Raw genomic sequence first — 21,527 nt, forward strand, 5'->3', positions numbered from 1 at the left:
ACGAGATGACCCCGACCCCACCCTCGGGCACGGATCCACCGCTGCTGGGACGTGCCACGCTCGGCCGGATCGCGCCCGAGCTGCGCCCGGCCGTCGATCCCCGTGAACTCCGCCCCCGAATCGTCCACTTCGGGCTGGGAGCCTTCCACCGGGCGCATCAGGCCCTCTACACCGAACGCGCCTCGACCCTCTCCGGTGAACCGTGGGGGATCGTCGCCGTCGCCCCTCGCTCGCTGCCCGTGGTGACGGCGATGCGCGCGCAGGACTGTCTCTACTCGCTGACCGAACGCCGCCCCGACGGACCCGCCACCCGGGTGATCGGGTCGCTCACCGAAGCGCTCGGCATGCGTCCGGACGCCGGACGGATCGACGCCCTGCTCGCCTCCCCGGAAGTCACCGTGCTGACGACGACCATCACCGAGAAGGGCCACCACCGGCGGCCTGGCAGCGGCGAACTCGACACCCTGGCACCGGAGATCGCCGCGGATCTGGCGGCGCGGGAGACCGGTGAACTCACCACGGTCGTCGGGCGGATCGCCGCCGGACTCGCCCTGCGGATGCGCTCCGGCGGAGCCCCGGTCACCCTCCTGTCCTGCGACAACATGGCCGGGAACGGCTCCGCGCTCGCGACGGTCGTCCGGGGCTTCGTCGAAGCGTCGTCCTGGCCCGACCGGCCGGCCGTACTCGACTGGATGACGGCCTCGGTCGCCTTTCCCGCGACGGTCGTCGACCGCATCGTGCCCGCGACGACGGACGCGGACCGGCGTACCGCCGACTCCGCGCTCGGCGTTCGCGACGGCGTGCCCGTCGTCGGCGAGCCGTACCGGCAGTGGGTCCTGGAGGATTCCTTCGCCGGCCCGCGACCGCCGTGGGAGCTGGACGGCGCGCTGTTCGTCCCCGATGTCGTCCCGTACCAGCTCACGAAGTTGCGGCTGCTCAACGGAGCACACTCCGCCCTCGCGTATCTGGGTGCGGCGGCGGGATGTGAGACCGTCGCCGACGCCCTGGCGACCGACTGGGGCGAACGGCTCGTACGGGCCTTCTGCTCGGAGGTCGGGCCGACGCTGCCCGCCGGCGGGCCCGATCCCCTGCGTTACGCGGACGATCTCGTCGAGCGGTTCCGGAACCCCGCTGTCCGGCATCTGCTCCAACAGATCGGATCCGACGGGTCGTTGAAGATTCCCGAACGATGGTTCGACGCCCTGCGGACACTGCGCGCGTCCCCGTCGCCCACCCCGGTCCTCGAACTCGCCCTGGCCGCATGGGCGAACGCCACCCGCGCCGCCGACGGCGGCGGCCAGCTGTTCGGTACGACGGACCCCGCCGCGACGGCCCTGGCCAACTGCTGGCAGGGCACGACAAGTCTCCATGACACCGTCCGGCGGCTGCTCCGAGTCGTCGGAGCTGCCGACCTGGCCGGGGACGACGCTCTCGTCTCCGGCATCGCCGCCCGGATCCCCGCACCGCGCGCCGGCCACATCGATATCTGACCCCACCCGCCCGAGGCAGCGCCGTACAAGCACAGCCCTGAACAACGGAGTTCACCATGACGGACACCACGCGTGCCGAGCCGACAGGCTCCGCGAAGCGCACCACGCGCGATCTCACCAGAGCCGCCGTATCCGGCTGGCTCGGCACGGCGATGGAGTTCATGGACTTCCAGCTCTACTCGCTGGCAGCCGCCATCGTCTTCAACAAGATCTTCTTCCCCGACGTCAGCCCCGCCATCGGCCTGATCGCCGCCATGGCGACCTACGGCGTCGGATACGTGGCCCGGCTCGCCGGAGCCGTCTACTTCGGGCGCATGGGCGACCGGATCGGCCGCAAGAAGGTGCTGTACCTGACCATCCTGCTGATGGGCGCCTCGACCACGCTGATCGGCGCACTGCCCACGTACGCGACGATCGGCATCCTCGCCCCCATCCTGCTGGTCGTTCTGCGGCTCGTCCAGGGATTCGGGGCAGGCGCCGAGATCGCCGGGGCCACCGTCATGCTCGCCGAGTACGCCCCCGCCAAGCGCCGGGGGCTGATCTCGTCGCTGGTGTCGCTCGGCACCAACTCCGGCACGCTGGCGGCCTCGGGCCTCTGGGCGATCCTGCTCGCCGTGCTCAGCGAGGAGCAACTGCTCTCGTGGGGCTGGCGGTTGCCGTTCCTGCTGAGCTTCGCGCTGATGATCTTCGCGGTCTGGCTGCGCGGGAACCTCAAGGAGAGCCCGGTCTTCGAGGAGCGGGCGGATGTCGTGGACGGCGTCGCCATGTCACGTGAAGAGGTCGAATCGGCTCTCGACAGCGCCTCCCTGGAGGAGAAGCAGGAGAGCGTACTGGAGGCCGGGATCCGGCAGCGCAAGGGCAAGGCGTTCTTCCTCTCCCTCGGGCTGCGGTTCGGTCAGGCGGGCAACTCGGGTCTCATCCAGACCTTCCTCGTCGGCTACATCGCCACGAACCTGGACGCCGGCCGGGCGGTCCCCACCGACGCGATCCTCTACGGTTCGCTGCTGGGCTTCGTCACCGTGCCGGTGGTGGGTCTGCTCGGGGATCGCTTCGGCCGCCGCCCGATGTACGTCGCGCTCACGCTGCTGACCATGGTCCTCGCCTTCCCGATGATGCTGCTGATCACCTCCGGCAACACCTCCGCCCTGATGCTGGGGATGGCCCTCGCCCTCAACATCGGTGTCCTGGGGCTGTTCTCGCTGGAGAGCGTCACGATGGCCGAACTGTTCGGCTCCCGGACCAGGTTCACCCAGCTCGCCCTGTCCAAGGAGATCGGCGGCATCCTCGCCACCGCCATCGGTCCGGTCATCGCCGCGTCGCTCACCGCGGTCACGGGCAGTTGGTGGCCGATCGCCGCGATGCTCGTCGTCTACTCACTCATCACGCTGACGTCGGCTCTGCTCGCACCCGAGACACGCGGGCGCGACCTGGTACGGCTGGAGGACGCGGCATGAGGGCGGTCGTCGTCCACGGGGCACGCGATCTGCGGATCGACGAGCGCCCGCGGCCGGTTCCCGGCGCCGGGGAGGTCCTTGTCGCCATGGAGTGGGGCGGGATCTGCGGCTCCGACGTCGCGTACTGGAAGCACGGTGCTTCAGGGACCGCCTCGCTCGCCCACCCGCTGGTACTGGGCCACGAGGTCGCCGGGCGGATAGCCGAACTCGGTCCGGACGTCGCCGATCTGACGGAGGGTCAGCCGGTGACGGTCCACCCGGCGGAGCCGGTCGGTGACGACCGGCTGCCCGACCGGATCGCCGGTCGCACGAACCTCCACCGACGCGTCCGGTACTTCGGGTCGGCCGCCTTCGACCCGCACACCGACGGCGGGTTCAGTGAGTACCGGGTGGTCCGCGCGGCGCGGATACGGCCGCTGCCCGAGGGGGTCACCACCGAGCACGGCGCCCTCGCCGAACCCCTCGCCGTGGCCCTGCACGCCGTACACCGCGCCGGTGACCTGCGGGGAAAGACCGTCCTGGTCAATGGCGCGGGCCCGATCGGAGCGCTGGTCGTGGCGGCGGCGAAGTATCGCGGGGCGGCCGGCGTGATCGCCTCGGACATCTCCGAGACGTCACTCGCCGTCGCCCGAGCCATGGGCGCGGACCGGACGGTCGACGTCTCCACGGGCGCCGAGCTGCCCGAGGACGTCGAGCTGTCCTTCGACGCCTCGGGCGCCCCGGCCGCGCTGGGGCCGGTCCTGCGGGCGACGGCGCGCGGCGGCACCCTCGTCCAGGTCGGGAACCTCCCCGGCACGGCCGTACCCGCGGTGCTCGGGGACCTGGTGACCAGGGAGATCACCTGGGTCGGCTCGTACCGCTTCGTCGAGGAGATCGACGACGCGCTGCTCGCGATGCGGGACGGACTCGACGTGTCCCCCGTCATCAGCCACCGCTTCGACCTGGACCGGGCGGACGAGGCCCTGGGCGTCGCGGCGGCGAGCGGAAGCAGCAAGGTGATGCTGTGGTTGGGCGGGGCGGCGTCGGGCGGGTGAGTCATGAGTGAGGCACGGGGCACGGGTGCGGCCGACGATGTCATCGGGGTTCGGTGTCCGTACGTCGCGGCGGCCGTTCCGGCCGGTGTTTCCCACCGCCGTCGGCCAGGTCGATCGGTTCGGCCGGTCCGGTCGGATCGGTTAGTCCGGTCAGATCGCTCAGATCGATCGGGTCCCTCGCGACCACGACCACCTGGTCCTCGGCGCTCCACTCGCGCCGCTCACCCTTGTGGGGGTTGAGCCGGACCCCGTGGTCCGGCGGCGCCGTCCGCAGGTCGTGACGGCGGTAGCCGATGGCACATTCGCCGCGGTCGCGCGCCGCGGCCACGACCGTGGCGAAGGTGGCCTCGCTGCCCGGGCGGACGTACGTCCCGGCCGGCCGCAGACAGATCGTGCTGCCCTCGGCGGAGAACAACTCGTCGAACACGGCGGCCAGATGACGGTTCTGTGCGATCTGCGCCATGAGCAGTCCGGTCAGCTCTCCGCTGACGACGACGTCCGAGCCGGGGTTGACGGCGGCCAAGGGCCGGTTGCGGTCGTCGGTGAGTTCGCTGACGACGCGAAGCTCCCGTCCGGTCCGTTCCTCCAGCAGCCGCAGGGCCAGCAGGGCGACCAGCGTCCAGTCGTCGGGGTGGTCCGGCCCGTCGGCCGGGTCGGGGCCGAGGACGACCAGTCCGTCGTACGGGGCGAGGTCGAGCCCGAGCAGCGTCTCGGGCCGAGACAGGGCTGCGGTCCGGAACCGCACGACCGGCCGGGCGGCATCGGGCCCCGGAAGGTGGTCGGGCTCCGTGAGATCCAGCTCCGGGGCGTGGTCGGGCTCCGGCTGCCTCGGTCCCGGCACGGCCCGGTCCGTGATCACTTCCAGTACGGAACCCGGCCGGGCCGTGCGCCGTAACTGCCCCAGGACGAGGGGCGCCCGCCGGTTCCAGCCGAGCACCAGCAGACGCGCGGCGGCCTCCGCCGGTGGCCGGCCGCCGGCGATCACCGACGGGTCGACGAGGTGCCCGCAATCCGCCGGCCGTGTCGTGCGGTCGTCGCGGGCGAGGACGATCAGACGGCTCCCCGGTGCGACGACGGTGTCGGCGGGCGGATTCAGCCACGTACGTCCCAGAGGGCTGAGCAGTCCCACCACGCAGGACTCGGCGTGTCCGAGGAGTGTCGCGCCGAAGGGACCGCCGTGGAACGCGGTCGCGTCGGCGAGGTGGAACTCGTCGCCCGCGAAGTCGAGGAGGTCGCGCAGTACCAGGGAGAGACCGGGGCGGCCGACGCACTGCGCGATCAGCCGGGCCGTGAACGTGTCGGTCTCCAGGACCGTGCCGCGCGGACCGGCGGCCAGCCGGGCCGGTGCGCGGTACCGGTCGTCGTGCACCGCGGCCAGCACCGGCGGCCCGCCCGGTCCCTCGCCGAGGAGCGCCCGCAGCGCCAGCAGGATTCGCAGGATCTCCGCGTCGCCCGCCGGTTCCCCGGACGGCAGCACCAGGACGGTGCTCGCCGCGCGTGGGCTGACCAGCGCGAGTACGGCGGGGTCGCTCGCCGGACCGCTGCGGCAGATGAGCCGGGTGCGTCCGGCCGGAGCGATCCGGGCGGCCAGCGCACGCTCCATCTCGGTCTTGTCCCGGTCGGCGAGCAGGACGATCGCCCGCGGCCGGTGCGCGGCCTGGGCGGCGACCAACTCGCTTACCACTGTGCACACTTGGTCCGACCAGCCGAGCACCACGACATGGCCCCGCTCCAGGACCGTGGACCGTCCACGGCTCAACTCGGCCATCCGCTCGGCCAGACTCGTCGTGATCACACCGATGAGTGTCGAGACGCACAGCAGGGCGACCAGTCCGAGGAGGGCGGAGAGCACCATGCGCAGTGGCGTACCGGAGATCGCGCCCAGGCGCAGCGTCTCCGCGCTCGTCCGCCACGCCGCGGTCAGCCGGCCCGACAGCGACCGCGGTGATCCGGGGTCCGTCCAGACCAGCACCGCGCTCACCGGGACGACGACGGCCAGGCAGGTGATCACCAGCCAGCCCATCAGGGTGCCGGTGCTGCGGGCCAGCGTACGGTCGAACCGGTAACGCGCCCGGTCCCGCAGCGAATTCGGCCGGCGCCCCGTCATTCGTGCCACTCCCACCCGCTCTCTTCCGCGACGGCGCTGGTCGGCCCGCCTCCGCACAGTGCTGCCTCGGGTGGGGGAACACGCCGTGTTCGCGGGCCGATTCACCCTTTCGGGCGGGCCCTTCGTCCGGTGGCGCGATCGGGTGTCGCGATCGGCCCGCTCCTACCGGCGCGCCGTCACGGCAGATGTGTTCCCGGGGTGTGTCCGAAGGTGCGGCGGAAGACATCGATGAACGAACTGGCGGACGACCAGCCGCACCGGTGCGCCACGGTGGTCACCGGGGTGTTCTCGGCGAGCAGGACCAAGGCGTGGTAGAGCCGCAGTTGGGTGCGCCACTGCGGGAAGGTCATGCCGAGGTCGGCCTTGAAGAGGCGGGAGAGCGTACGGTCGCTCGCGCCGACCTCCCTGCCCAGCGCGGCCAGGGTGCGGGCGTCGGCCGGGTTCGTACGCAGGATCTCGCACACCGCGGTCAGCCGGGCGCCGGTGGGGGTCGGCAGGTGCAGGGGCTGCTGGGGCGAGGCCCGCAACTGGTCGAGCAACACGGCCCGTAGCCGCGCGCGTTCGGGGCTGTCGTCGTGCGGGGTGTGCGTGTGGGCGAGGATCAGTTCACGCAGGAGCGGCCCGACGGTCAGCACGGTCGGCTCGTCCAGGCCGAGCGGGTTGTCGCTCGCGGGCAGGCCGACCAGCCGCAGTTCGAGTTCGCCGTGGGCCTGGTGGGCGTGGACGGTGCCGGCCGGTACCCAGATGGCGCGCGTGCCCGGCGCGATCCACGTACCCGCGTCGGTCGTGACGGCCAGGACTCCCCGGCCCGCGTAGACGATCTGGTGGTCGTCGTGACGGTGGGCGTCGATGGCGGCTCCGGGCGCGAGCCACCGGGTGCGGGTCGGCGCCACCGGCTGGTGGCGGATTTCCTTCATTGATTGGCAGTTTATCGGAAGCGCGACATGTCACTCGGCGATGACCATGACGGTGTGCCCAGAAACAGATCGATCCTCCTGCTGTCGGTCGGCCATGCCTGTGTGGATGTCTACCAGGGTGCCGTCGCCTCGCTCGTGCCGTACTTCGTCGCCGAGCGCGCCTACAGCTACGCGGCGGTCTCGGGCATCGTGCTCGCCGCGTCGCTGCTGTCCTCGGTCGTGCAGCCGGTCTTCGGCGCGCTCACCGACCGGCGGGCGATGCCCTGGCTCCTGCCGGTGGGCACGATCCTCGGCGGGGTGGGCATCGCGCTGAGCGGTCTGAGCGGTTCGTACGCCCTGACGCTGGTGTTCGTGGCGGTGTCCGGTGTCGGCGTCGCCGCGTACCATCCCGAATCCGCCCGCGTCGCACGGCTCGCCAGCAGGGGCAGTCACAGCGCGATGGGCTGGTTCTCCCTCGGTGGCAATCTCGGCTTCGCCACCGCGCCGCTCATGGTCACCGCCGTCGTCGCCTCCGGCGGTCTGCGTCTGTCGCCGCTGCTCGTGGTGCCGGCACTCGTCGGGAGCGTGCTGTGCCTGCCCGTCCTGCGCGCGCCGGCGAGGACGGCGGGTGATAGGTCCGGCACGGCGGTGGTCTCGGGGGTCGACGACACGGTCTCGTTCGTCAAGCTGTCGCTGGCCGTGGTCTGCCGGTCCGTCGTCTTCGTCGGCCTCGGCACCTTCGTCGCGCTCTACGCGCAGGAACGTCCGGGCGGCAGTGAGGCGGCGGGCACCGCGGCGCTGTTCGTGCTCTATCTCGGTGGCGCGGTGGGCTCCGTGCTGGGTGGAAAGCTGGCGGACCGCTGGGGCCGGGTCGCGGTCGCCCGCTGGTCGTACCTCGTCAGCGTGCCCGCCGTCGCGGGGATCGTGTTCGTCCCCGGCCCGGCGATCTATCTGTTCGTGGCGCTGACCTCCGCGGGCCTGTACGTCCCGTTCTCACTTCAGGTCACCCTCGGCCAGGACTATCTGCCGACGCGCGTCGGCACCGCGAGCGGAGTCACCCTCGGGCTGACGGTCAGCATCGGCGGCCTGGCCGCCCCGCTGATCGGGCGCTTCGCCGACGCGACGTCGCTGCGCACCGCGCTGACGCCGCTGATCCTGATGCCCGTCCTGAGCTGGCTGCTGTTCCGTACGCTGCCGGAACCCATCGCGCCGAAGCTCACGGCGACGGACACGGAGCGGGGGACGGAGCAGGAGACGGGGCCGGGAACGGGGTTGGGAACGGGGCCGGTCAGAGACCCGGCGCACCCCAGACGGGAAACCAGCGGGCAAGATCCTTCTCGATCCGCAGATCGTCCTCCAGAACTGCTCTGACCTGGAGCTCCCGCTGGTTGTCCCGCTTCTCGACATCGCCGGGCCCCGGCGCGAAGGGGTAGAAGGTGCCGCGCTTGTAGAGATAGACGAGGGCGAGTGGCCGCTGTTCCGCGTCGCGGAAGCTCATCAGTGAGCAGAGGAGCTGCGGGCCGAAGCCGCCGTCCTGGAGCAGTGTGTTGACCGCGTGCAGATCGTTGACCAGCGTGGCCGTGTCGTCGGGCGCCTGTCGCGCGAGCAGCCAGGTGTACCCGTACGAGTCCTGGCTGAACTCCACGGGATGGCTGTCGTCTCCGGTGTCCGCGTCGAGCAGCTCCTGCACGTCCTGTCTGATCCGGGCGAAGCCACCGCCCTCGACGCCGGCGAAACAGACCGAGCCGAGGCCGGTGGGTGTGTAGCCGGCCCCGGCCTGGAGGGTGAGTGCGGCGGACGGGAGGGCGAAGAGCTGGTCGAGGTCGGGGCGGACCGGTTTGCTCCTGCCGAGGATGGTGTCGAGAAGGCCCACGGGACCAGCTCCTCACATTGACGGTCGGGCGGGGTCGGTGCCGGGGTCACGGGCGGCCGAGGTCGGCGGACATCCGGGCCAGCTGCTCCAGCCGCTGTTCGAGGGTGGGGTGGGAGGCGAGCAGTCGGCCGAAGCTTCCCTTGGAGGCGAACGCCGGCACGAAGTAGAAGGCGTTGTACGGCTCCGCCTTCCGCAGGTCCTCCGTCGGGATCCGCGCCATCTGGCCGTCCACCTTGGTGAGCGCCGACGCGAGCGCCGAAGGCCGTCCGGTGAGCAGTGCGGCCGTCCGGTCCGCGGAGAGTTCGCGGTAGCGGGAGAGCAGCCGCGTCAGCAGGAAGCCGATCGCGTAGACCACCGCGCTGACCAGCGGGATCAGGAGGATCACGAGACCGGCGGGGCCGGAGTCCCTGGCGCTCCTCGACAGTCCGCTGTAGAGCGCGATGCGGGTCAGCAGACCCGCGAGCACGCCCAGGAAGGACGCGATGGTCATCACGGCGACGTCGCGGTGCGCGACGTGCGACATCTCGTGGGCGAGTACGCCCTCCAGCTCCTCCGGTTCCAGTCTGCGGAGCAGGCCGGTGGTGGCGCAGACCAGTGCGCTGCGTTCGCTCCGGCCGGTGGCGAAGGCGTTCGGGATGTCACTGTTCGAGATGGCCACCTTGGGTTTGGGCATGTCGGCCAGTGCGCAGATGCGGTCGACGGCGCCGTGCAGTTCGGGTGCCTGTTCCGGGGTGACCTCGCGCGCTCCCATCCCGAAGGCCGCGATCTTGTCGCTGAACCAGAACTGCGCGACGAACATCCCCACGACGAGGATCAGGATGATCGGCCAGAACTTCCCCAGTACGGCCAGCAGCACACCGACCAGGACCACGTACAGCAGACCGATCAGGAACATGGTGGTCACCATGCGTGTGGTCAGGCCGCGGTCCTGCGTGTAGCGGGTTCGTGTCATCACTCGCCTCCATGAGCTCTACTCCTGTTATTTTCCTCCTTATCTCGGCAAAACGTCGTAAATGGAATGTAGGGAGGCCGGTCCTGGGCGGAAGGCGGCCCCGGGCGGAGGGCGCCTTCGATTTCCAGATCGCGATGGTTCATGCACCGACCGGCGGAATGCCTTCCTTCGGGTGCACTCGACCGGCTTTCCACGCCATGGCCCGCGCGCCGACCGGATAGTGAGGCGCACCTGGTCCCCCGCCCTGGGGCGACCGCCGGAAGGCCGGAAAGAAGAGGTGACCGCCATGCGTACTGTCGAGGCGACCGACCGTGTCCAGCTCGTGTTCTCCCTGCTCGACAGCGACGGGAACGGAGTGCTGGAGGCCGAGGACTTCGAGCTGCTGGGGAGCCGGGTCGTCGCGGTGGCGCCCTGGGCCGATGGCGCCGCGACACGCGCGATGGTCGAAGCCTCGCGCCGGTACTGGCGGACGCTGGTCACGGAGCTGGACGCGAACGGCGACGGACGGATCAGCCTCCAGGAGTTCACCGCCTGCGTACTGACCCCTGAGCGGTTCGAGGCGACGATCGACGAGTTCGCCGAAGCACTCGCCGCGCTCGGCGCCCCCGAGGGCGACGGTCTCGTCACCCGGCCCGCCTTCGTGGCCCTGATGATCGCCATCGGCTTCGAACGGCCGCGCATCGAGGCGCTGTTCGACGCTTTCGGGCCCGTGGACGGCGATCGGATCCCGGTGGGCACCTGGGCCGAGGGGATCAGGGACTACTACCGCCCCGAGAAGTCGGGCATCCCCGGCGACCACCTGACCCCGGGCCCGGCGTGGTGACCCGTGCGGCGCGTGTCCACGGCGTGCCGGGCCTCCGCCGCGCAACCGTGTCCGGATTCAAGGCGAACCCAGCAGGGTAGAAATGAGGTGGTTTGCGCCGCAATGAAGGCGGCTGTCGACCTGAGAACGCCCGGAACCCCTCGGAAATCCAGGGCGGCGCCCCGCGTGAGCAGGGAGGTATCAGTGACATGACCGGGATGCAGTTCGGAATCTTCACCGTGGGTGACGTGACCCCCGATCCGACCACCGGTGGTGCTCCTACGGAGGCGGAACGTATCCAGGCCACCGTGACCATCGCGCGGAAGGTGGAGGAGGTCGGCCTCGACGTCTTCGCGACGGGTGAGCACCACAATCCGCCCTTCGTGCCGTCGTCACCCACGACCCTGCTCGGCTACATCGCCGCGCGGACCGAGCGGATCATCCTGTCGACATCGACCACGCTCATCACCACGAACGATCCCGTCAAGATCGCCGAGGACTTCAGCGTCCTGCAACACCTGTCCGGCGGCCGGACCGATTTGATGCTGGGACGAGGGAACACCGGGCCGGTCTATCCCTGGTTCGGCCAGGACATCCGTCAGGCCATCCCCCTGACCGTCGAGCACTACGACCTGCTGCGGCGTCTGTGGCGTGAGGAGGTGGTCGACTGGGAGGGCAAACTGCGCTCGCCCCTCCAGGGCTTCACCCTCGCCCCCCGCCCGCTGGACGGCATCCCGCCGTTCGTGTGGCACGGCTCCATCCGCACGCCCGAGATCGCGGAACTCGCCGCCTTCTACGGGGACGGGTTCTTCGCGAACCACATCTTCTGGCCCTCGTCGCACACCCGGAAGATGGTGGAAACGTACCGGCAGCGCTTCGCGCACTACGGGCACGGATCACCGGAGGCCGCCGTCGTCGGCCTCGGCGGGCAGGTGTTCATGCGTCCGAACAGCCAGGACGCGGTCCGCGAGTTCCGGCCCTACTTCGACAACGCGCCGGTGTACGGGCACGGGCCGTCCCTGGAGGAGTTCAGCTCGCTCACGCCCCTGACGGTCGGCTCACCCCAGCAGGTGATCGACAGGACGCTGGGCTTCCGCGAGTACGCGGGGGACTACCAGCGCCAGTTGTTCCTCCTGGACCACGCGGGACTGCCGCTCAAGACGGTGCTGGAACAGCTGGACCTGCTCGGCGAAGAGGTGGTGCCGGTCCTCCGTAAGGAGTTCGCGGTCGGCAGGTCCCCCGAAGCGCCGGCGGCTCCCACACATCAGTCGCTCCTGCGGGAACGCGACGCGAGAGCGGCGACGGCGAAGCCGCGGCCGACGGAAGGCTGACAGAAGTGCTGAACGGAGTGGGGAGTTGAACGCGGTGACGACCAGACTCACGATCATCTCCGGCGGACTGCGGGAGCCGTCGTCGACGCGCATGCTCGCCAACCGCCTCGAAGCGTCGGTGCGTTCGGAACTCGCCGCCGCCGGCGTCACGGTCGAGTCGTCGTTCGTCGAACTCCGCCCCCTGGGACACGCCATCATCGACGCGATGTTCAGCGGATTCCCCGCCCCGCCGCTGGAGGAGGCGTTCGGTACGGTCGCGGACGCCGACGCGGTCATCGCGGTCACGCCCGCGTTCAATGCCTCGTTCAGCGGGCTGTTCAAGTCGTTCTTCGACGTACTCCCGGAGGAGACGCTGTCGGACATGCCGATCCTCATGGGCGCCACCGGCGGCACCGAACGGCACTCCCTCGTTCTCGAACACGCGCTGCGGCCGATGTTCTCGTATCTGCACGCCATCGTCTCGTCGCGTGGTGTCTACGCCGCCACCGACGACTTCGGTTCGCAGACGAACGGCGCGGTCCTGGGCGAACGCGTCGCACGAGCGGCTTCCGACTACGCCCGGCTGGTACGGGGGTGCGGCTCCCACCGCCGGCGCGACTCGTTCAGCGAGGACACCGCCGCCATGGAACGGCTCCTCGGCGGCCCCCGGCCCTGAGTTCGCCCGGCCCAGGCCATTGTCTCGGCCGGCTCAGGCAGTCGCCCGGCCGCCGTCGCCCAGGACTCTGGCGGCGAAGGCCGCCAGGTCCGCACGCATCCGCTCGCGGGGCGTCTGTTCGCCGAAGAGGTGTTCGACAAGGTCGGCACGGGTGGCGGCGAGCAGCGCGTGGGCGGTGAAGGCGCCGTCGGTGAGACCGGGGACCTGTTCGAGTACGGCTCGGAGCGTGCCGTGCCACCGCCGGTAGTGCTCGGCCCGGTAGGGGCTGTCGCTGCCCGTCTCCTCCAGCGCCAGGGCGAGATGACGGTTGTCGAGCTTGAAGCAGAGGACCGCGTCGAGCAGGGCGGGTACGCGCTGGAGCGGCGGGGTGCCGGGTCCGAGCGGCGGCGGCCCCTCCTCGACGGCCTCCCTGATCGGTTCGAGCCGCGCTTGGTACAGCGTCTGGATCAGGCCGGTGCGGTCGCCGAAGGCGCGGAAGAGGGTCGCCTTGCCGACGCCTGCCGCCACGGCGATGTCGGCCATGGTGACGGACTCGGGATTCGCGCCGCTAGCGAAGAGGTCGTCGGCCGCCGCGAGGACTGCGGCACGGTTGCGGGCCGCGTCCTTACGGGGCTTGCGGTCGGTCATGAGGCTCCTCCGGTTGCGAAACGGACCCTGGGTCCGTATTGTTCGACAGGAAGCGGACCCACGGTCCGCATCGTACTGGACGGAGCGCTCATGGCCACGAAGACGAAGACGAAGACGAACACCGATACGACTACGGTCAACAAGGACACGGCCCCGGCGGACCTGTACCGCCACGGTCTGCGGCTGCTGCTGGAGAAAAACATCCCCGCCTGGGTCGACCTCTGGGACGACGACGGAGTGTTCGAGTTCCCGTTCGCGCCCGAGGGCTGGCCGAAGCGGCTGGAGGGCAAGGCGGCGGTCGGTGAGTACATGCGCGGATACCCCGACCACATCGACCTCCACGACTTCCCCTCCCTGGAGATCCACCGGACGACCGTCGCGGAGACCATCGTGGTCGAGATGCGCGGGGTGGGCCGTCTGGTGGAGACCGGCGGGCCCTTCGACATGACCTATATCGCCGTGGTGACGGTCAAGAACGGCCTCATCACCCACTACCGCGACTACTGGAACCCCCTCGCCGTCCAGGACCCCGCGAGCGACTTCACCGGAAAGGCCTGAGGCACTGATGACCACTCCCGGCACGACCCTTGTCATCGGGGCCACCGGTACCACCGGCAGCCGCGTCGCCTCCCAACTCGCCGCAGGCGGGCACCTCGTCAAGGCCGCCGGCCGACGCGCCACCGCCGTGGCCGACGCGCGGGCCGTCCGGTTCGACTGGGCCGACCCCACGACGTTCGACGAGGCCCTGAGCGGCACGGACCGGGTCTATCTCATACCGCCGATCGGCTCCTCGGAGCCGGCCGCCGTCATGCTGCCCTTCCTCGAGCGGGCCCGTACGGCCGGTGTGCGCCGCGCGGTGCTGCTCAGCTCATCGGCGATCCCAGCCGGCGGCCCGGCCACGGGTCTGGTCCACGAGGCCCTGCCCGGCCTGTTCGACGAATGGGCGGTGCTTCGGCCCTCGTGGTTCATGCAGAACTTCACCGGCGACCACCCGCACGCACAGAGCATCCGGGCGGACGGGACCATGTCGACGGCCACCGGTGCGGGCCGGGTGGCGTTCGTCGACGCGGACGACATCGCCGCCGTGGCCGTACACGCGCTGACCGACGACCGGGCCCCGAACACCGATCTGGTCATCACCGGCCCGCAGGCGCTGAGTTACGGCGACATCGCCGACGCCGTAACCGAGGTCACGGGCCGGGCGGTCACCCATCGGCAGCTGACGTACGAGCAGATGCGCGACCACCTGGCGTCCTCGATGCCCGTCGAGTTCGCCGCGATGCTCGCCGGCCTGGACCGCGCGATCGCCGAGGGGTCCGAGGACCGCACCACCGACACGGTCCACCGTCTGACCGGCCGCCCGCCGACCGCCTTCCGCGCCTTCGCCGAGCGGGAGTTGACCGCGACCGCGCCGAACTGACCCCGGCGCGGTCCGCTCGGCCGCCCCCGATCAGACGCGGGGGCCGAGGAACAGCCCGCCCGTCGCGTCGATGACCTGGCCGGTGATCCAGCGTGCGGCGTCGGAGGCGAGGAACGCGACCACGTCGGCCACGTCGTCGGGGCCGCCCAGCCGGTCGAGCGCCGTCAGTCCCGTGATGAGTTCGGGCACACCCGGCCCGTCGAAGGACGATCCGTTCGTCGCCGTCAGGGTGGCGCCGGGAGCGACCGCGTTCACCGTGATTCCCCGGACCCCCAGCTCGTTGGCCAAGGTCATGCTCATCGTCTCGACCGCGCCCTTCGTCATGGCGAAGGACGTCTGCGTGGCGTTGGCCATCCGGGTCGCCACGGACGAGAGCGTGATGATGCGGCCACCGTCGGGGAGCAGGGGTAACGCTCGCTGGATGATGAAGTACGGCGCCCGCACGTTCACCGCGAAGAGGTGGTCGAACTCCGCCCGCGTCGTGACTCCCAGCCTGCCCGCGGGCACGGCCGCCGCGTTGTTCACGAGGATGTCGAGCGGTCGTCCGGCGAGGCCCGCCTCGACTCCCGCGAAGAGTGTCTCGACATCGTCGTCCACGCCCAGCTCCGCCCCCACGGCGAACGCGGTCCCGCCATCGCGTTCGATCGCCTCGACCGTCGCTGTCGCACCGTCCTTGTCCGTGCCGAAGTGCACGACGACCGTCGCCCCCTTCGCCGCCAGCCGGGCCGCGATCGCCTGCCCGATACCTCGCGACGCCCCCGTCACCAGAGCCGCTTTGCCGGTCAGATCATCACTCATGACAACCACCCCATTCCGGTAGCGACTACCAATCTGGTAGTCACTACCACTGCGGTAGTGTCTACCACGTGACCGACCAGCACTCAACCTTGCGGGCGCAGCGACGATCCGAGACGCAGCGCATGATTCAGGCGCACGCGGTACGGCTTTTCACCGAGCGGGGTTACGACGCCACGGCCGTGACCGATGTCGCCGAGGCCGCGGGTGTCTCGCCCATGACCGTCTACCGGCACTTCCCCACGAAGGAGGACCTGGTCCTCTTCGACCAGAACGGCAGGATCGTCGGCGAGCGGATCGCCGCGTCCTCCACAGCGCGGCCGCTGGTCCGCCGGATCGGCGACGCGCTCATCGAGTCGGCCACGACCTTGACCGGCGGCGGCAACGGGGACGACCCGACGGCGGACGAGCGGTTCCTGCTCGCCCGCCTCCGGCTCATGATCTCGACGCCCGCCCTGCGGGCCAAGCACCTGGACAACCAGTACGTCCTTCAGCGGGCGATCGTCGACGGTCTCGGGGACGAGGTCGGCGATCCCGACACCATGTTCCGCACCCAGGCGGCGGCGAGTGCCTGTCTGGCCGCGATGCACATGGCCGTGATGCGCTGGGCCGAGGACGACGGGCGGTCCGACCTGCCCGATCTGATCGCGCAGGCCTTCGCCGCCGCCTTCGGGGACAGCCTCTTCGGCGCCGATCCGGACGCGTGAGTGGGTCAGTGGGCGGTCGCGCCGGTGCCGGACGTCGTACGCAGGTCGGCCTCGGGGAGCCAGGAGTCCGACGGCCGTTCGAGCCACCGCTCGGCGGCGCCGATGGCCCGCGCGGCGTCGGCCAGGGCCGTCAGCCCCGGGTGCCGCAGGCCGCGGCGCCAGACCATGGACACGGGGGCGAGAGGCACCGGATCGGTCAAGGGGCGCAGCGCCATCTCCGGCACATCGGAGAACTCGACGTTGGCCAGTACCGACCAGCCCTTCTTGCGCACCACCCGGATGAACTCCAACTCGCCCTGGAGCTTGGGAAACGACGGGGCCGGCTCGATACCGCGCCCCGCGAAGAGGGCGCGCGCGTAATCCGTCCACTCGGTGGTGTCCTCGTTGCCCGCCGCCGCGTAGACGGTCTCGCCGGACAGCGCGGCCAGCGGCACGCGGGGCAGGGCCGCGAGCCGGTGGTCGGGCGGCAGCAGCACCGCCACCCGGTCGTAGCGGATCAGCCGGTGTTCCAGAGCGGCCCGAACGGCGGGCGGCAGCCCGGCGACCGTACCGAAGGAGACATCCAGCCTGCCGTCCGCGATCTCCGTCGCGGCCCGCGCCAGGCCGCTGTGGAACCGTAGGACGAACTCCACTCCGGGGGCGGCCACTCGGGCCGCTTCCAGCACGCGGGGACCGGTGGAGGCGTGGGCGGCGACATCGACCACCAGCGGCCGGTCGCTCCCGGCGCCGGGCGCCGCGTCCAGGTCTTCGCCCAACTCCGCGTGAGCCGACAGGACCTGACGGACGGTCGGCAGCAGCCGCTGTCCCTCGGCGGTGAGCGAGACGTGTCTGGTGTCCCGCTGGAACAGAGGCCTGCCCCATTCGCGCTCCAGGCGCCGGATGTCGCGGCTGAGCGCCTGCTGCGCGACGAACAGCCGGGCGGCGGCGCGGGTGAAGTGCAGTTCCTCCGCCACGGCCACGAAGGCTCGCAGGAGTCGGGGGTCGGTGTCGTGACGCACCCGCCCATCCTCGTCCACCGGCGGAGATTCACAACCGAATTGCGTGAGTGGCCGCTGACCAGGTGTTGGACGCCCACCGAGGGGCGCGACGAGTCTGAGGACATGCCGAATTCCTCCGCGTCTCCCAAGTTCCCCGCGCCCGCGGCGTCCTCCGCCTCATCGCCGGAGCCACCCGGACACCGCCTCCTACTGACCGTCGCCGGAGGAACCCTCGTCGCCGCCGCGCCGTGGGCGCTCACGGAGCCACCGGCGGACGCCGCCCGGCACCGGCGGCCCCCGGCCAGGACGTCGACACCGATGTCGGCCCGGATATGGCGGTCGTTGACGCGTCTCACCACGTCCGGACGGCGTCGGGCCCGCCGTTGACGGCGGGCGGACGCGGGCCTTCTCCAGAGGGTTTCCTGCGGAACTAGAGGGTGTCCTGCGGAACGTCCTTCAGGAACACGATCCCGTCCATCGAGGGCAGATGCGCCGGATGGAGTGGGAAGTAGCCGAAGTAGGGGGACACCCGAGGGTCGGGGCGCGTGTCACCGAGGGCGGTGGTCAGCCGGGCGGGATCAATGAGGAAGCGGTCCTCGGGGAGCGCGTACAGGACGCCTTCGAGGGTGTCCGACGGCGGGGTGTCCACCCCTTGGTGCCGCATCGTGCCGATGGCCATGGCCAGGAAGGCGTACTCCTCGCCCAGTCGGGCGCTCACGATCGCGCCGGCGCTCCACCACTCCAGCGGCAGGTCGCCCATCCGCATCGAGCTCATCTCCCGCTGGAGATGGGCGTTGTGGGCGTGGACCAGCACCGGGCCGCGCTCGGCGAGGGCGAGGAGGTTGTCGGCCATCATCTGGTCCCGCACGCCGAGCAGCCGCGTCATACGGCCCGGTGAGGTGTCGGCCATCCAGAAGTGGTAGCGCAGCAGCCCGAGGGCGGTTCGCCCGTACAGGCGCGCGCGGTCCCAGTCCTCCCGTGAGGTCGCCCTGATCAGCTGCGGCGTCCGCTCGTGGAACAGCGACCACAGATCGTCGGCGAGCACCCGCAGCTCGTAGGCCTCGGCCGACTCCCCCGCGGATGCGGCCGGGTCCATCATCGCGGCCGGATCGGTCCACCGGTCGTCGGCTCCGAGCAGGCGCTCGAGCGTCTCCGCGGTACAGGGCAGCAGGTCCGGGTCCACCTCGGCCGCCAGGTAGCCGTGGAGTGCGGTGAGGGCCTGCCGGGGGCTCGCAGCGCCGGTGATCTCCAGCGGGCCGTCGAAGCCGGCGAAGCGCACCTGCTCGGACGCGGGGCGGCCCTCGTTGTACGCGCGTGCCCAGCGCACCAGTTCCCGGTTGGCCGCGGAACCGCCGAACTCGTGGCTGAACCCGTGCTCCATGGCCTCGTCGATGGTGCCCGTGCCCGAGGTGACGTAGTCGTCCACGACCAGACCCATCAGGCAGTCGCTCTCGATCGCGATCGTCCGGTAGCCCTCCTGCTCGACGAGTTGCCGGAAGAGCTCGTTGCGCAGGTCGAGCGGAGCGTCCACACCATGGGTGGGCTCGCCGAGGGCGAGCACCCGGGGCCGGGACGGAAGCAGTTTCATGACGGCGGCGGCGTCGACGGCTCGGGCGATGTCTTTGCTGTCAGTGACCATGCCTTCAACGGTATCGTTGAACCTTCGGTTGAAACTTTGCCGCGATACCATGGGGATCATGGCGCCAAACCTTCAAAGCGGCAGACAGCTCAGGCCGATCGACCTCGCGCGCGGGCACGGTCTGTCCACGCAGGCGGTCAGGAATTACGAGGAGGCCGGCATCCTGCCGGCCGCCGGTCGCACACCGCACGGTTACCGCACCTATACGCCGCTGCACGCGCTGGCTCTCGCGGCGTTCCTCGCCCTGGTGCCCGGCCACGGCCACCACACGGCGACGTCGATCATGCGGGCCGTGAACGAGGGCGAGGTGGACGAGGCGTTCCGCCTCATCGACGAGAGCCACGCCCAGTCGCTCGACGACCGGCGGACCCTCCGGGCCGTGGAGAACGCCCTGCGCGACCTGGGGTCCGCGACTACACCCGCCGCGGCGCCGGAACACCGCGCGACGTCCGGTCCCGCCGCGTCCGGTCCCGCCGTGTCCGGCTCCGTCACAGCGGCGGCCGGACCCGACGGCACGTTCATCGGGCCGCTGGCGGACGAGCTCGGGATCCGGCCCGCGACGCTGCGCAAATGGGAGCGCGCCGGGCTGGTGCGGCCGCGCCGCGACCCGCTGACCGGGTATCGGGTCTACGGCGAGGCGGATGTACGGGACGCCCGGCTGGCCCACCAACTCAGGCGCGGGGGCTATCTGTTGGAGCAGATCGCCCCGCTGATCGCCCAGGTGCGCGCGGCCGGCGGGCTGGAGCCGCTGGAGGCCGCGCTGCACGACTGGCGCGGCCGGCTGTCCGCCCGCGCGCGGGCGATGCTGAGCGGGGCCGCCGAGCTGGAGACGTATCTGCGCGAGCGCGGCTGATACGACGGCGGGCGGGCGGGCTGCCGCGCGACGGCGTCCGGTACATACCGGCGCGCGCGGTCGATCCGGCGCCCTCTGCCGGTCAGGCGGATCCCCCGGCCCCCTTCTCCCGCTCCCCCGCCGTGCCCGCTTCGGCGACGCGCTTGATGTTCGCCAGCCGCCGGTCCCAGTCGACCGCGAGCGCGGCCATCCACCGCGCCGTCGCGTCGAGCGCGGCCGGCCGTACCGCGTACCGCACCTCGCGTCCGACCCGGCCGCCCGAGACCAGCCCGGCGGCGTCCAGCACCGCGAGGTGCTTGACCACCGCCTGCCGCGAGACGGGAAGCTGTGCGGCGAGAGTGGTCGCGGTGATCTCGCCCTGTGCGGCGAGGAGTTCGAGCAGCTGACGTCGCGTCGGGTCGGCCAGCGCCACGAGTACGCTGTCGACCGCCTCGCCGGCGTCCCGGTGTATGTCCGTCACGCCGACGGCTGTTCCGCACGCGCCTTGAGCTCGCCGAGTTCCTGGGGCCAGCCGACGGTGTTGTCCTTCACCGCCCGGCCGCGCAGTTCCTCGGACCCGCTCAGCGCCGCGAATCCGCTCTCGACCACGCGAAGGCGCGTCCCGTCGCCCTCCGGGGCCAGCGTGAACTCCACGAGGGTGCTGTTGTCCTCGCGCAGCTCCTCGCCGGGGAACGCGCTGGCCCAGCGGTACGCCAGGTACGTCGGGGGCTCGACCTTCTCCACCCGTACCGGGAAGTCGCCGTACTCGGAGTTCTTCGCCACCATCGACTCGCCCTCCTTCGCCACCGTGCCCGGCAGGTTCGCCTTGTCGGCCACCCAGAAACCGGGTTGGGCCACCAGCGACCAGACCCGCTCCAGGGGTGCCGCGATCAGGGTTTCGCGTTCGATCCGGTCCTCGCTCATGAGATCCTCCATCGCTGCCGTTAAGTGCAACTCCAGAGTTGCACATCAGACCCCCAGGTGCAACCTGAGGGTTGCACCTGGCCTCGCGGCCGGCGAAGTACTGTCTGCCGTGATGCCCCGTCAACGGTGACGAGTGGAGTGGAGTGGCGATGCGGAACCCGGCGGACCGGACAGACACCACGCGAGCGCATTCGGCGCGCGTGTACGACTACATCCTGGGCGGCGAGGACCACTACCCGGTCGACGCCGAGGCCGGCGACGCGATGTGCCGGCACTGGCCCGCACTGCCCGTACACATGCGGGAGAACCGCCGTTTCATGCACCGCGCCGGTCACTACCTCGCGCGTGAGAAGGGCATACGGCAGTTCCTCGACATCGGCGCGGGACTGCCCACCTCACCGAATCTGCACGAGATCGTCCAGGGCGTCGCACCAGAGTCCCGCGTGGTCTACGTCGACAACGACCCCGTCGTCCTCGCCCACGCCGACGCGCCGCTGAACAGCGCACCCGAAGGCGCCACCGCCTACATCGACGCCGACATGCGGGACCCGGACACCATCACACGCGACCCGCGATTCCGGGAGCTGCTGGATCTGGACGAGCCGGTCGGACTCATGGTCATCGGCATCATGCACTTCATCAGGCCGCCCGAGGACCAACCGCTGGTCCGGCGGCTGCTGGAGCCGCTGCCGTCCGGCAGCTACCTGGCGATGACGATCGGGACCGGCGACTTCGCACCCGAGGAGGTCGGCCGGGTGGCGGAGGAGTACGAGCGGCAGAACATGCCGATGGTGCTTCGCGACCTCCCCACCGCGACCTCCTTCTTCGACGGTATGGAGCTGGTCGAGCCCGGCGTCACCCAGGTGCACAAGTGGCGGCCCGGTGCCGGTCAACAGGACGTCGACGACCGGGACATCGCCATGTACGGCGCGGTCGCGTACAAGCCCTGAGCGGACGGAGCCGTAGCACCACCCGACGGCGTACGCCCCGGAGCGCGGTCCGCGTTCCGGGG

Annotated in this window: 22 protein-coding genes; 12 read left to right on the forward strand and 10 right to left on the reverse strand. The window is 71.0% G+C overall.

Going from position 1 to position 21,527, the window contains the following annotated elements; genetic code table 11:
- The first annotated feature begins 5 nt into the window (after nucleotides 1–5).
- The 3 genes from ACFWHU_RS16290 to ACFWHU_RS16300 are packed head-to-tail and all read left to right on the forward strand — an operon-like array spanning nucleotide 6 to nucleotide 3,978.
- Entirely contained in the window at nucleotides 6–1,490 is a 1,485-nt protein-coding gene (locus ACFWHU_RS16290) for a mannitol dehydrogenase family protein (RefSeq protein ID WP_385792537.1), read from the forward strand.
- A 56-nt stretch (nucleotides 1,491–1,546) separates the two neighbouring features.
- Nucleotides 1,547–2,944, forward strand: a complete 1,398-nt coding sequence (locus tag ACFWHU_RS16295) for an MFS transporter (RefSeq protein WP_387225327.1) — start codon at nucleotides 1,547–1,549, stop codon at nucleotides 2,942–2,944.
- Complete coding sequence (locus ACFWHU_RS16300) at nucleotides 2,941–3,978, forward strand: L-idonate 5-dehydrogenase (RefSeq protein WP_387225328.1); 1,038 nt, start codon at nucleotides 2,941–2,943, stop codon at nucleotides 3,976–3,978. The genes ACFWHU_RS16295 and ACFWHU_RS16300 overlap by 4 nt, the downstream gene beginning before the upstream one ends.
- A gap of 40 nt (nucleotides 3,979–4,018) precedes the next feature.
- Here ACFWHU_RS16300 and ACFWHU_RS16305 read toward each other — a convergent pair whose 3' ends face one another.
- A complete protein-coding gene (locus ACFWHU_RS16305) occupies nucleotides 4,019–6,085 on the reverse strand; it encodes an NAD-binding lipoprotein (protein WP_387225329.1) in 2,067 nt (688 codons plus the stop codon).
- Between the two features lie 176 nt (nucleotides 6,086–6,261).
- Nucleotides 6,262–7,002, reverse strand: a complete 741-nt coding sequence (locus ACFWHU_RS16310; protein ID WP_387225330.1) for an AraC family transcriptional regulator — start codon at nucleotides 7,000–7,002, stop codon at nucleotides 6,262–6,264.
- Between the two features lie 54 nt (nucleotides 7,003–7,056).
- On the opposite strand from ACFWHU_RS16310, the gene ACFWHU_RS16315 reads away from it, so the two are divergent.
- Entirely contained in the window at nucleotides 7,057–8,352 is a 1,296-nt protein-coding gene (locus tag ACFWHU_RS16315; RefSeq protein ID WP_387225331.1) for an MFS transporter, read from the forward strand.
- Here ACFWHU_RS16315 and ACFWHU_RS16320 read toward each other — a convergent pair.
- Both ACFWHU_RS16320 and htpX read right to left on the reverse strand, forming a co-directional pair.
- Entirely contained in the window at nucleotides 8,270–8,854 is a 585-nt protein-coding gene (locus tag ACFWHU_RS16320) for a hypothetical protein (RefSeq protein ID WP_387225332.1), read from the reverse strand. The genes ACFWHU_RS16315 and ACFWHU_RS16320 overlap by 83 nt on opposite strands.
- A gap of 46 nt (nucleotides 8,855–8,900) precedes the next feature.
- Nucleotides 8,901–9,806, reverse strand: a complete 906-nt coding sequence (gene htpX / locus ACFWHU_RS16325) for a zinc metalloprotease HtpX (protein WP_387225333.1) — start codon at nucleotides 9,804–9,806, stop codon at nucleotides 8,901–8,903.
- 286 nt (nucleotides 9,807–10,092) lie between these two features.
- Here htpX and ACFWHU_RS16330 point away from each other — a divergent pair, with 286 nt between their 5' ends.
- The 3 genes from ACFWHU_RS16330 (at nucleotide 10,093) to ACFWHU_RS16340 (ending at nucleotide 12,594) form a co-directional block, all read left to right on the forward strand.
- Nucleotides 10,093–10,629, forward strand: coding sequence for an EF-hand domain-containing protein (locus ACFWHU_RS16330; RefSeq protein WP_385792543.1), 537 nt, complete (start codon nucleotides 10,093–10,095; stop codon nucleotides 10,627–10,629).
- Between the two features lie 197 nt (nucleotides 10,630–10,826).
- Nucleotides 10,827–11,939, forward strand: coding sequence for an LLM class flavin-dependent oxidoreductase (locus ACFWHU_RS16335; protein ID WP_387225404.1), 1,113 nt, complete (start codon nucleotides 10,827–10,829; stop codon nucleotides 11,937–11,939).
- Nucleotides 11,940–11,973: 34 nt separating this feature from the next.
- Nucleotides 11,974–12,594, forward strand: a complete 621-nt coding sequence (locus tag ACFWHU_RS16340; protein ID WP_387225334.1) for a CE1759 family FMN reductase — start codon at nucleotides 11,974–11,976, stop codon at nucleotides 12,592–12,594.
- Between the two features lie 33 nt (nucleotides 12,595–12,627).
- Here ACFWHU_RS16340 and ACFWHU_RS16345 read toward each other — a convergent pair whose 3' ends face one another.
- Entirely contained in the window at nucleotides 12,628–13,221 is a 594-nt protein-coding gene (locus ACFWHU_RS16345) for a TetR/AcrR family transcriptional regulator (RefSeq protein WP_387225335.1), read from the reverse strand.
- Between the two features lie 90 nt (nucleotides 13,222–13,311).
- Between ACFWHU_RS16345 and ACFWHU_RS16350 the strand changes: the two genes are divergently transcribed.
- Nucleotides 13,312–13,779, forward strand: a complete 468-nt coding sequence (locus ACFWHU_RS16350) for a nuclear transport factor 2 family protein (RefSeq protein WP_387225336.1) — start codon at nucleotides 13,312–13,314, stop codon at nucleotides 13,777–13,779.
- A 7-nt stretch (nucleotides 13,780–13,786) separates the two neighbouring features.
- A complete protein-coding gene (locus ACFWHU_RS16355) occupies nucleotides 13,787–14,641 on the forward strand; it encodes an NAD(P)H-binding protein (RefSeq protein WP_387225337.1) in 855 nt (284 codons plus the stop codon).
- 30 nt (nucleotides 14,642–14,671) lie between these two features.
- Here the strand turns inward: ACFWHU_RS16355 and ACFWHU_RS16360 are convergent, their stop codons facing one another.
- Nucleotides 14,672–15,439 carry an SDR family oxidoreductase gene (locus ACFWHU_RS16360; protein ID WP_385792548.1) on the reverse strand — a complete coding sequence of 256 codons (768 nt, stop codon included), beginning with the start codon at nucleotides 15,437–15,439 and terminating at the stop codon, nucleotides 14,672–14,674.
- Between the two features lie 68 nt (nucleotides 15,440–15,507).
- On the opposite strand from ACFWHU_RS16360, the gene ACFWHU_RS16365 reads away from it, so the two are divergent.
- Nucleotides 15,508–16,143 (forward strand): TetR/AcrR family transcriptional regulator, encoded by a 636-nt coding sequence (locus ACFWHU_RS16365; protein WP_385792549.1) that lies wholly within the window; start codon nucleotides 15,508–15,510, stop codon nucleotides 16,141–16,143.
- A gap of 5 nt (nucleotides 16,144–16,148) precedes the next feature.
- Here ACFWHU_RS16365 and ACFWHU_RS16370 read toward each other — a convergent pair whose 3' ends face one another.
- The gene (locus ACFWHU_RS16370; RefSeq protein ID WP_387225338.1) at nucleotides 16,149–17,141 is read right to left on the reverse strand and encodes a LysR family transcriptional regulator; all 993 of its coding nucleotides are present in this window, start codon (nucleotides 17,139–17,141) and stop codon (nucleotides 16,149–16,151) included.
- Nucleotides 17,142–17,550: 409 nt separating this feature from the next.
- Nucleotides 17,551–18,759 (reverse strand): erythromycin esterase family protein, encoded by a 1,209-nt coding sequence (locus ACFWHU_RS16375; protein WP_387225339.1) that lies wholly within the window; start codon nucleotides 18,757–18,759, stop codon nucleotides 17,551–17,553.
- A 58-nt stretch (nucleotides 18,760–18,817) separates the two neighbouring features.
- On the opposite strand from ACFWHU_RS16375, the gene ACFWHU_RS16380 reads away from it, so the two are divergent.
- The gene (locus ACFWHU_RS16380; protein WP_387225340.1) at nucleotides 18,818–19,612 is read left to right on the forward strand and encodes a TioE family transcriptional regulator; all 795 of its coding nucleotides are present in this window, start codon (nucleotides 18,818–18,820) and stop codon (nucleotides 19,610–19,612) included.
- Between the two features lie 82 nt (nucleotides 19,613–19,694).
- Here the strand turns inward: ACFWHU_RS16380 and ACFWHU_RS16385 are convergent, their stop codons facing one another.
- A complete protein-coding gene (locus tag ACFWHU_RS16385) occupies nucleotides 19,695–20,072 on the reverse strand; it encodes an ArsR/SmtB family transcription factor (RefSeq protein WP_387225341.1) in 378 nt (125 codons plus the stop codon).
- The gene (locus tag ACFWHU_RS16390; RefSeq protein ID WP_387225342.1) at nucleotides 20,069–20,515 is read right to left on the reverse strand and encodes an SRPBCC domain-containing protein; all 447 of its coding nucleotides are present in this window, start codon (nucleotides 20,513–20,515) and stop codon (nucleotides 20,069–20,071) included. The genes ACFWHU_RS16385 and ACFWHU_RS16390 overlap by 4 nt, the downstream gene beginning before the upstream one ends.
- A gap of 149 nt (nucleotides 20,516–20,664) precedes the next feature.
- On the opposite strand from ACFWHU_RS16390, the gene ACFWHU_RS16395 reads away from it, so the two are divergent.
- Entirely contained in the window at nucleotides 20,665–21,465 is an 801-nt protein-coding gene (locus ACFWHU_RS16395) for an SAM-dependent methyltransferase (RefSeq protein WP_385792555.1), read from the forward strand.
- Nucleotides 21,466–21,527 lie beyond the last annotated feature (62 nt).

This window comes from Streptomyces sp. NPDC060366, from assembly GCF_042725135.1.
Lineage (GTDB): Bacteria > Actinomycetota > Actinomycetes > Streptomycetales > Streptomycetaceae > Streptomyces.

Bases quoted from the DNA above. Each gene is read 5' to 3' on its own strand.
- ACFWHU_RS16290 (WP_385792537.1), top strand. From the start codon at position 6: ATGACCCCGACCCCACCCTCGGGCACGGATCCACCGCTGCTGGGACGT.
- ACFWHU_RS16295 (WP_387225327.1), top strand. From the start codon at position 1,547: ATGACGGACACCACGCGTGCCGAGCCGACAGGCTCCGCGAAGCGCACC.
- ACFWHU_RS16300 (WP_387225328.1), top strand. From the start codon at position 2,941: ATGAGGGCGGTCGTCGTCCACGGGGCACGCGATCTGCGGATCGACGAG.
- ACFWHU_RS16305 (WP_387225329.1), bottom strand. From the start codon at position 6,085: ATGACGGGGCGCCGGCCGAATTCGCTGCGGGACCGGGCGCGTTACCGG.
- ACFWHU_RS16310 (WP_387225330.1), bottom strand. From the start codon at position 7,002: ATGAAGGAAATCCGCCACCAGCCGGTGGCGCCGACCCGCACCCGGTGG.
- htpX (WP_387225333.1), bottom strand. From the start codon at position 9,806: ATGACACGAACCCGCTACACGCAGGACCGCGGCCTGACCACACGCATG.
- ACFWHU_RS16330 (WP_385792543.1), top strand. From the start codon at position 10,093: ATGCGTACTGTCGAGGCGACCGACCGTGTCCAGCTCGTGTTCTCCCTG.
- ACFWHU_RS16335 (WP_387225404.1), top strand. From the start codon at position 10,827: ATGCAGTTCGGAATCTTCACCGTGGGTGACGTGACCCCCGATCCGACC.
- ACFWHU_RS16345 (WP_387225335.1), bottom strand. From the start codon at position 13,221: ATGACCGACCGCAAGCCCCGTAAGGACGCGGCCCGCAACCGTGCCGCA.
- ACFWHU_RS16350 (WP_387225336.1), top strand. From the start codon at position 13,312: ATGGCCACGAAGACGAAGACGAAGACGAACACCGATACGACTACGGTC.
- ACFWHU_RS16355 (WP_387225337.1), top strand. From the start codon at position 13,787: ATGACCACTCCCGGCACGACCCTTGTCATCGGGGCCACCGGTACCACC.
- ACFWHU_RS16360 (WP_385792548.1), bottom strand. From the start codon at position 15,439: ATGAGTGATGATCTGACCGGCAAAGCGGCTCTGGTGACGGGGGCGTCG.
- ACFWHU_RS16375 (WP_387225339.1), bottom strand. From the start codon at position 18,759: ATGGTCACTGACAGCAAAGACATCGCCCGAGCCGTCGACGCCGCCGCC.
- ACFWHU_RS16380 (WP_387225340.1), top strand. From the start codon at position 18,818: ATGGCGCCAAACCTTCAAAGCGGCAGACAGCTCAGGCCGATCGACCTC.
- ACFWHU_RS16390 (WP_387225342.1), bottom strand. From the start codon at position 20,515: ATGAGCGAGGACCGGATCGAACGCGAAACCCTGATCGCGGCACCCCTG.
- ACFWHU_RS16395 (WP_385792555.1), top strand. From the start codon at position 20,665: ATGCGGAACCCGGCGGACCGGACAGACACCACGCGAGCGCATTCGGCG.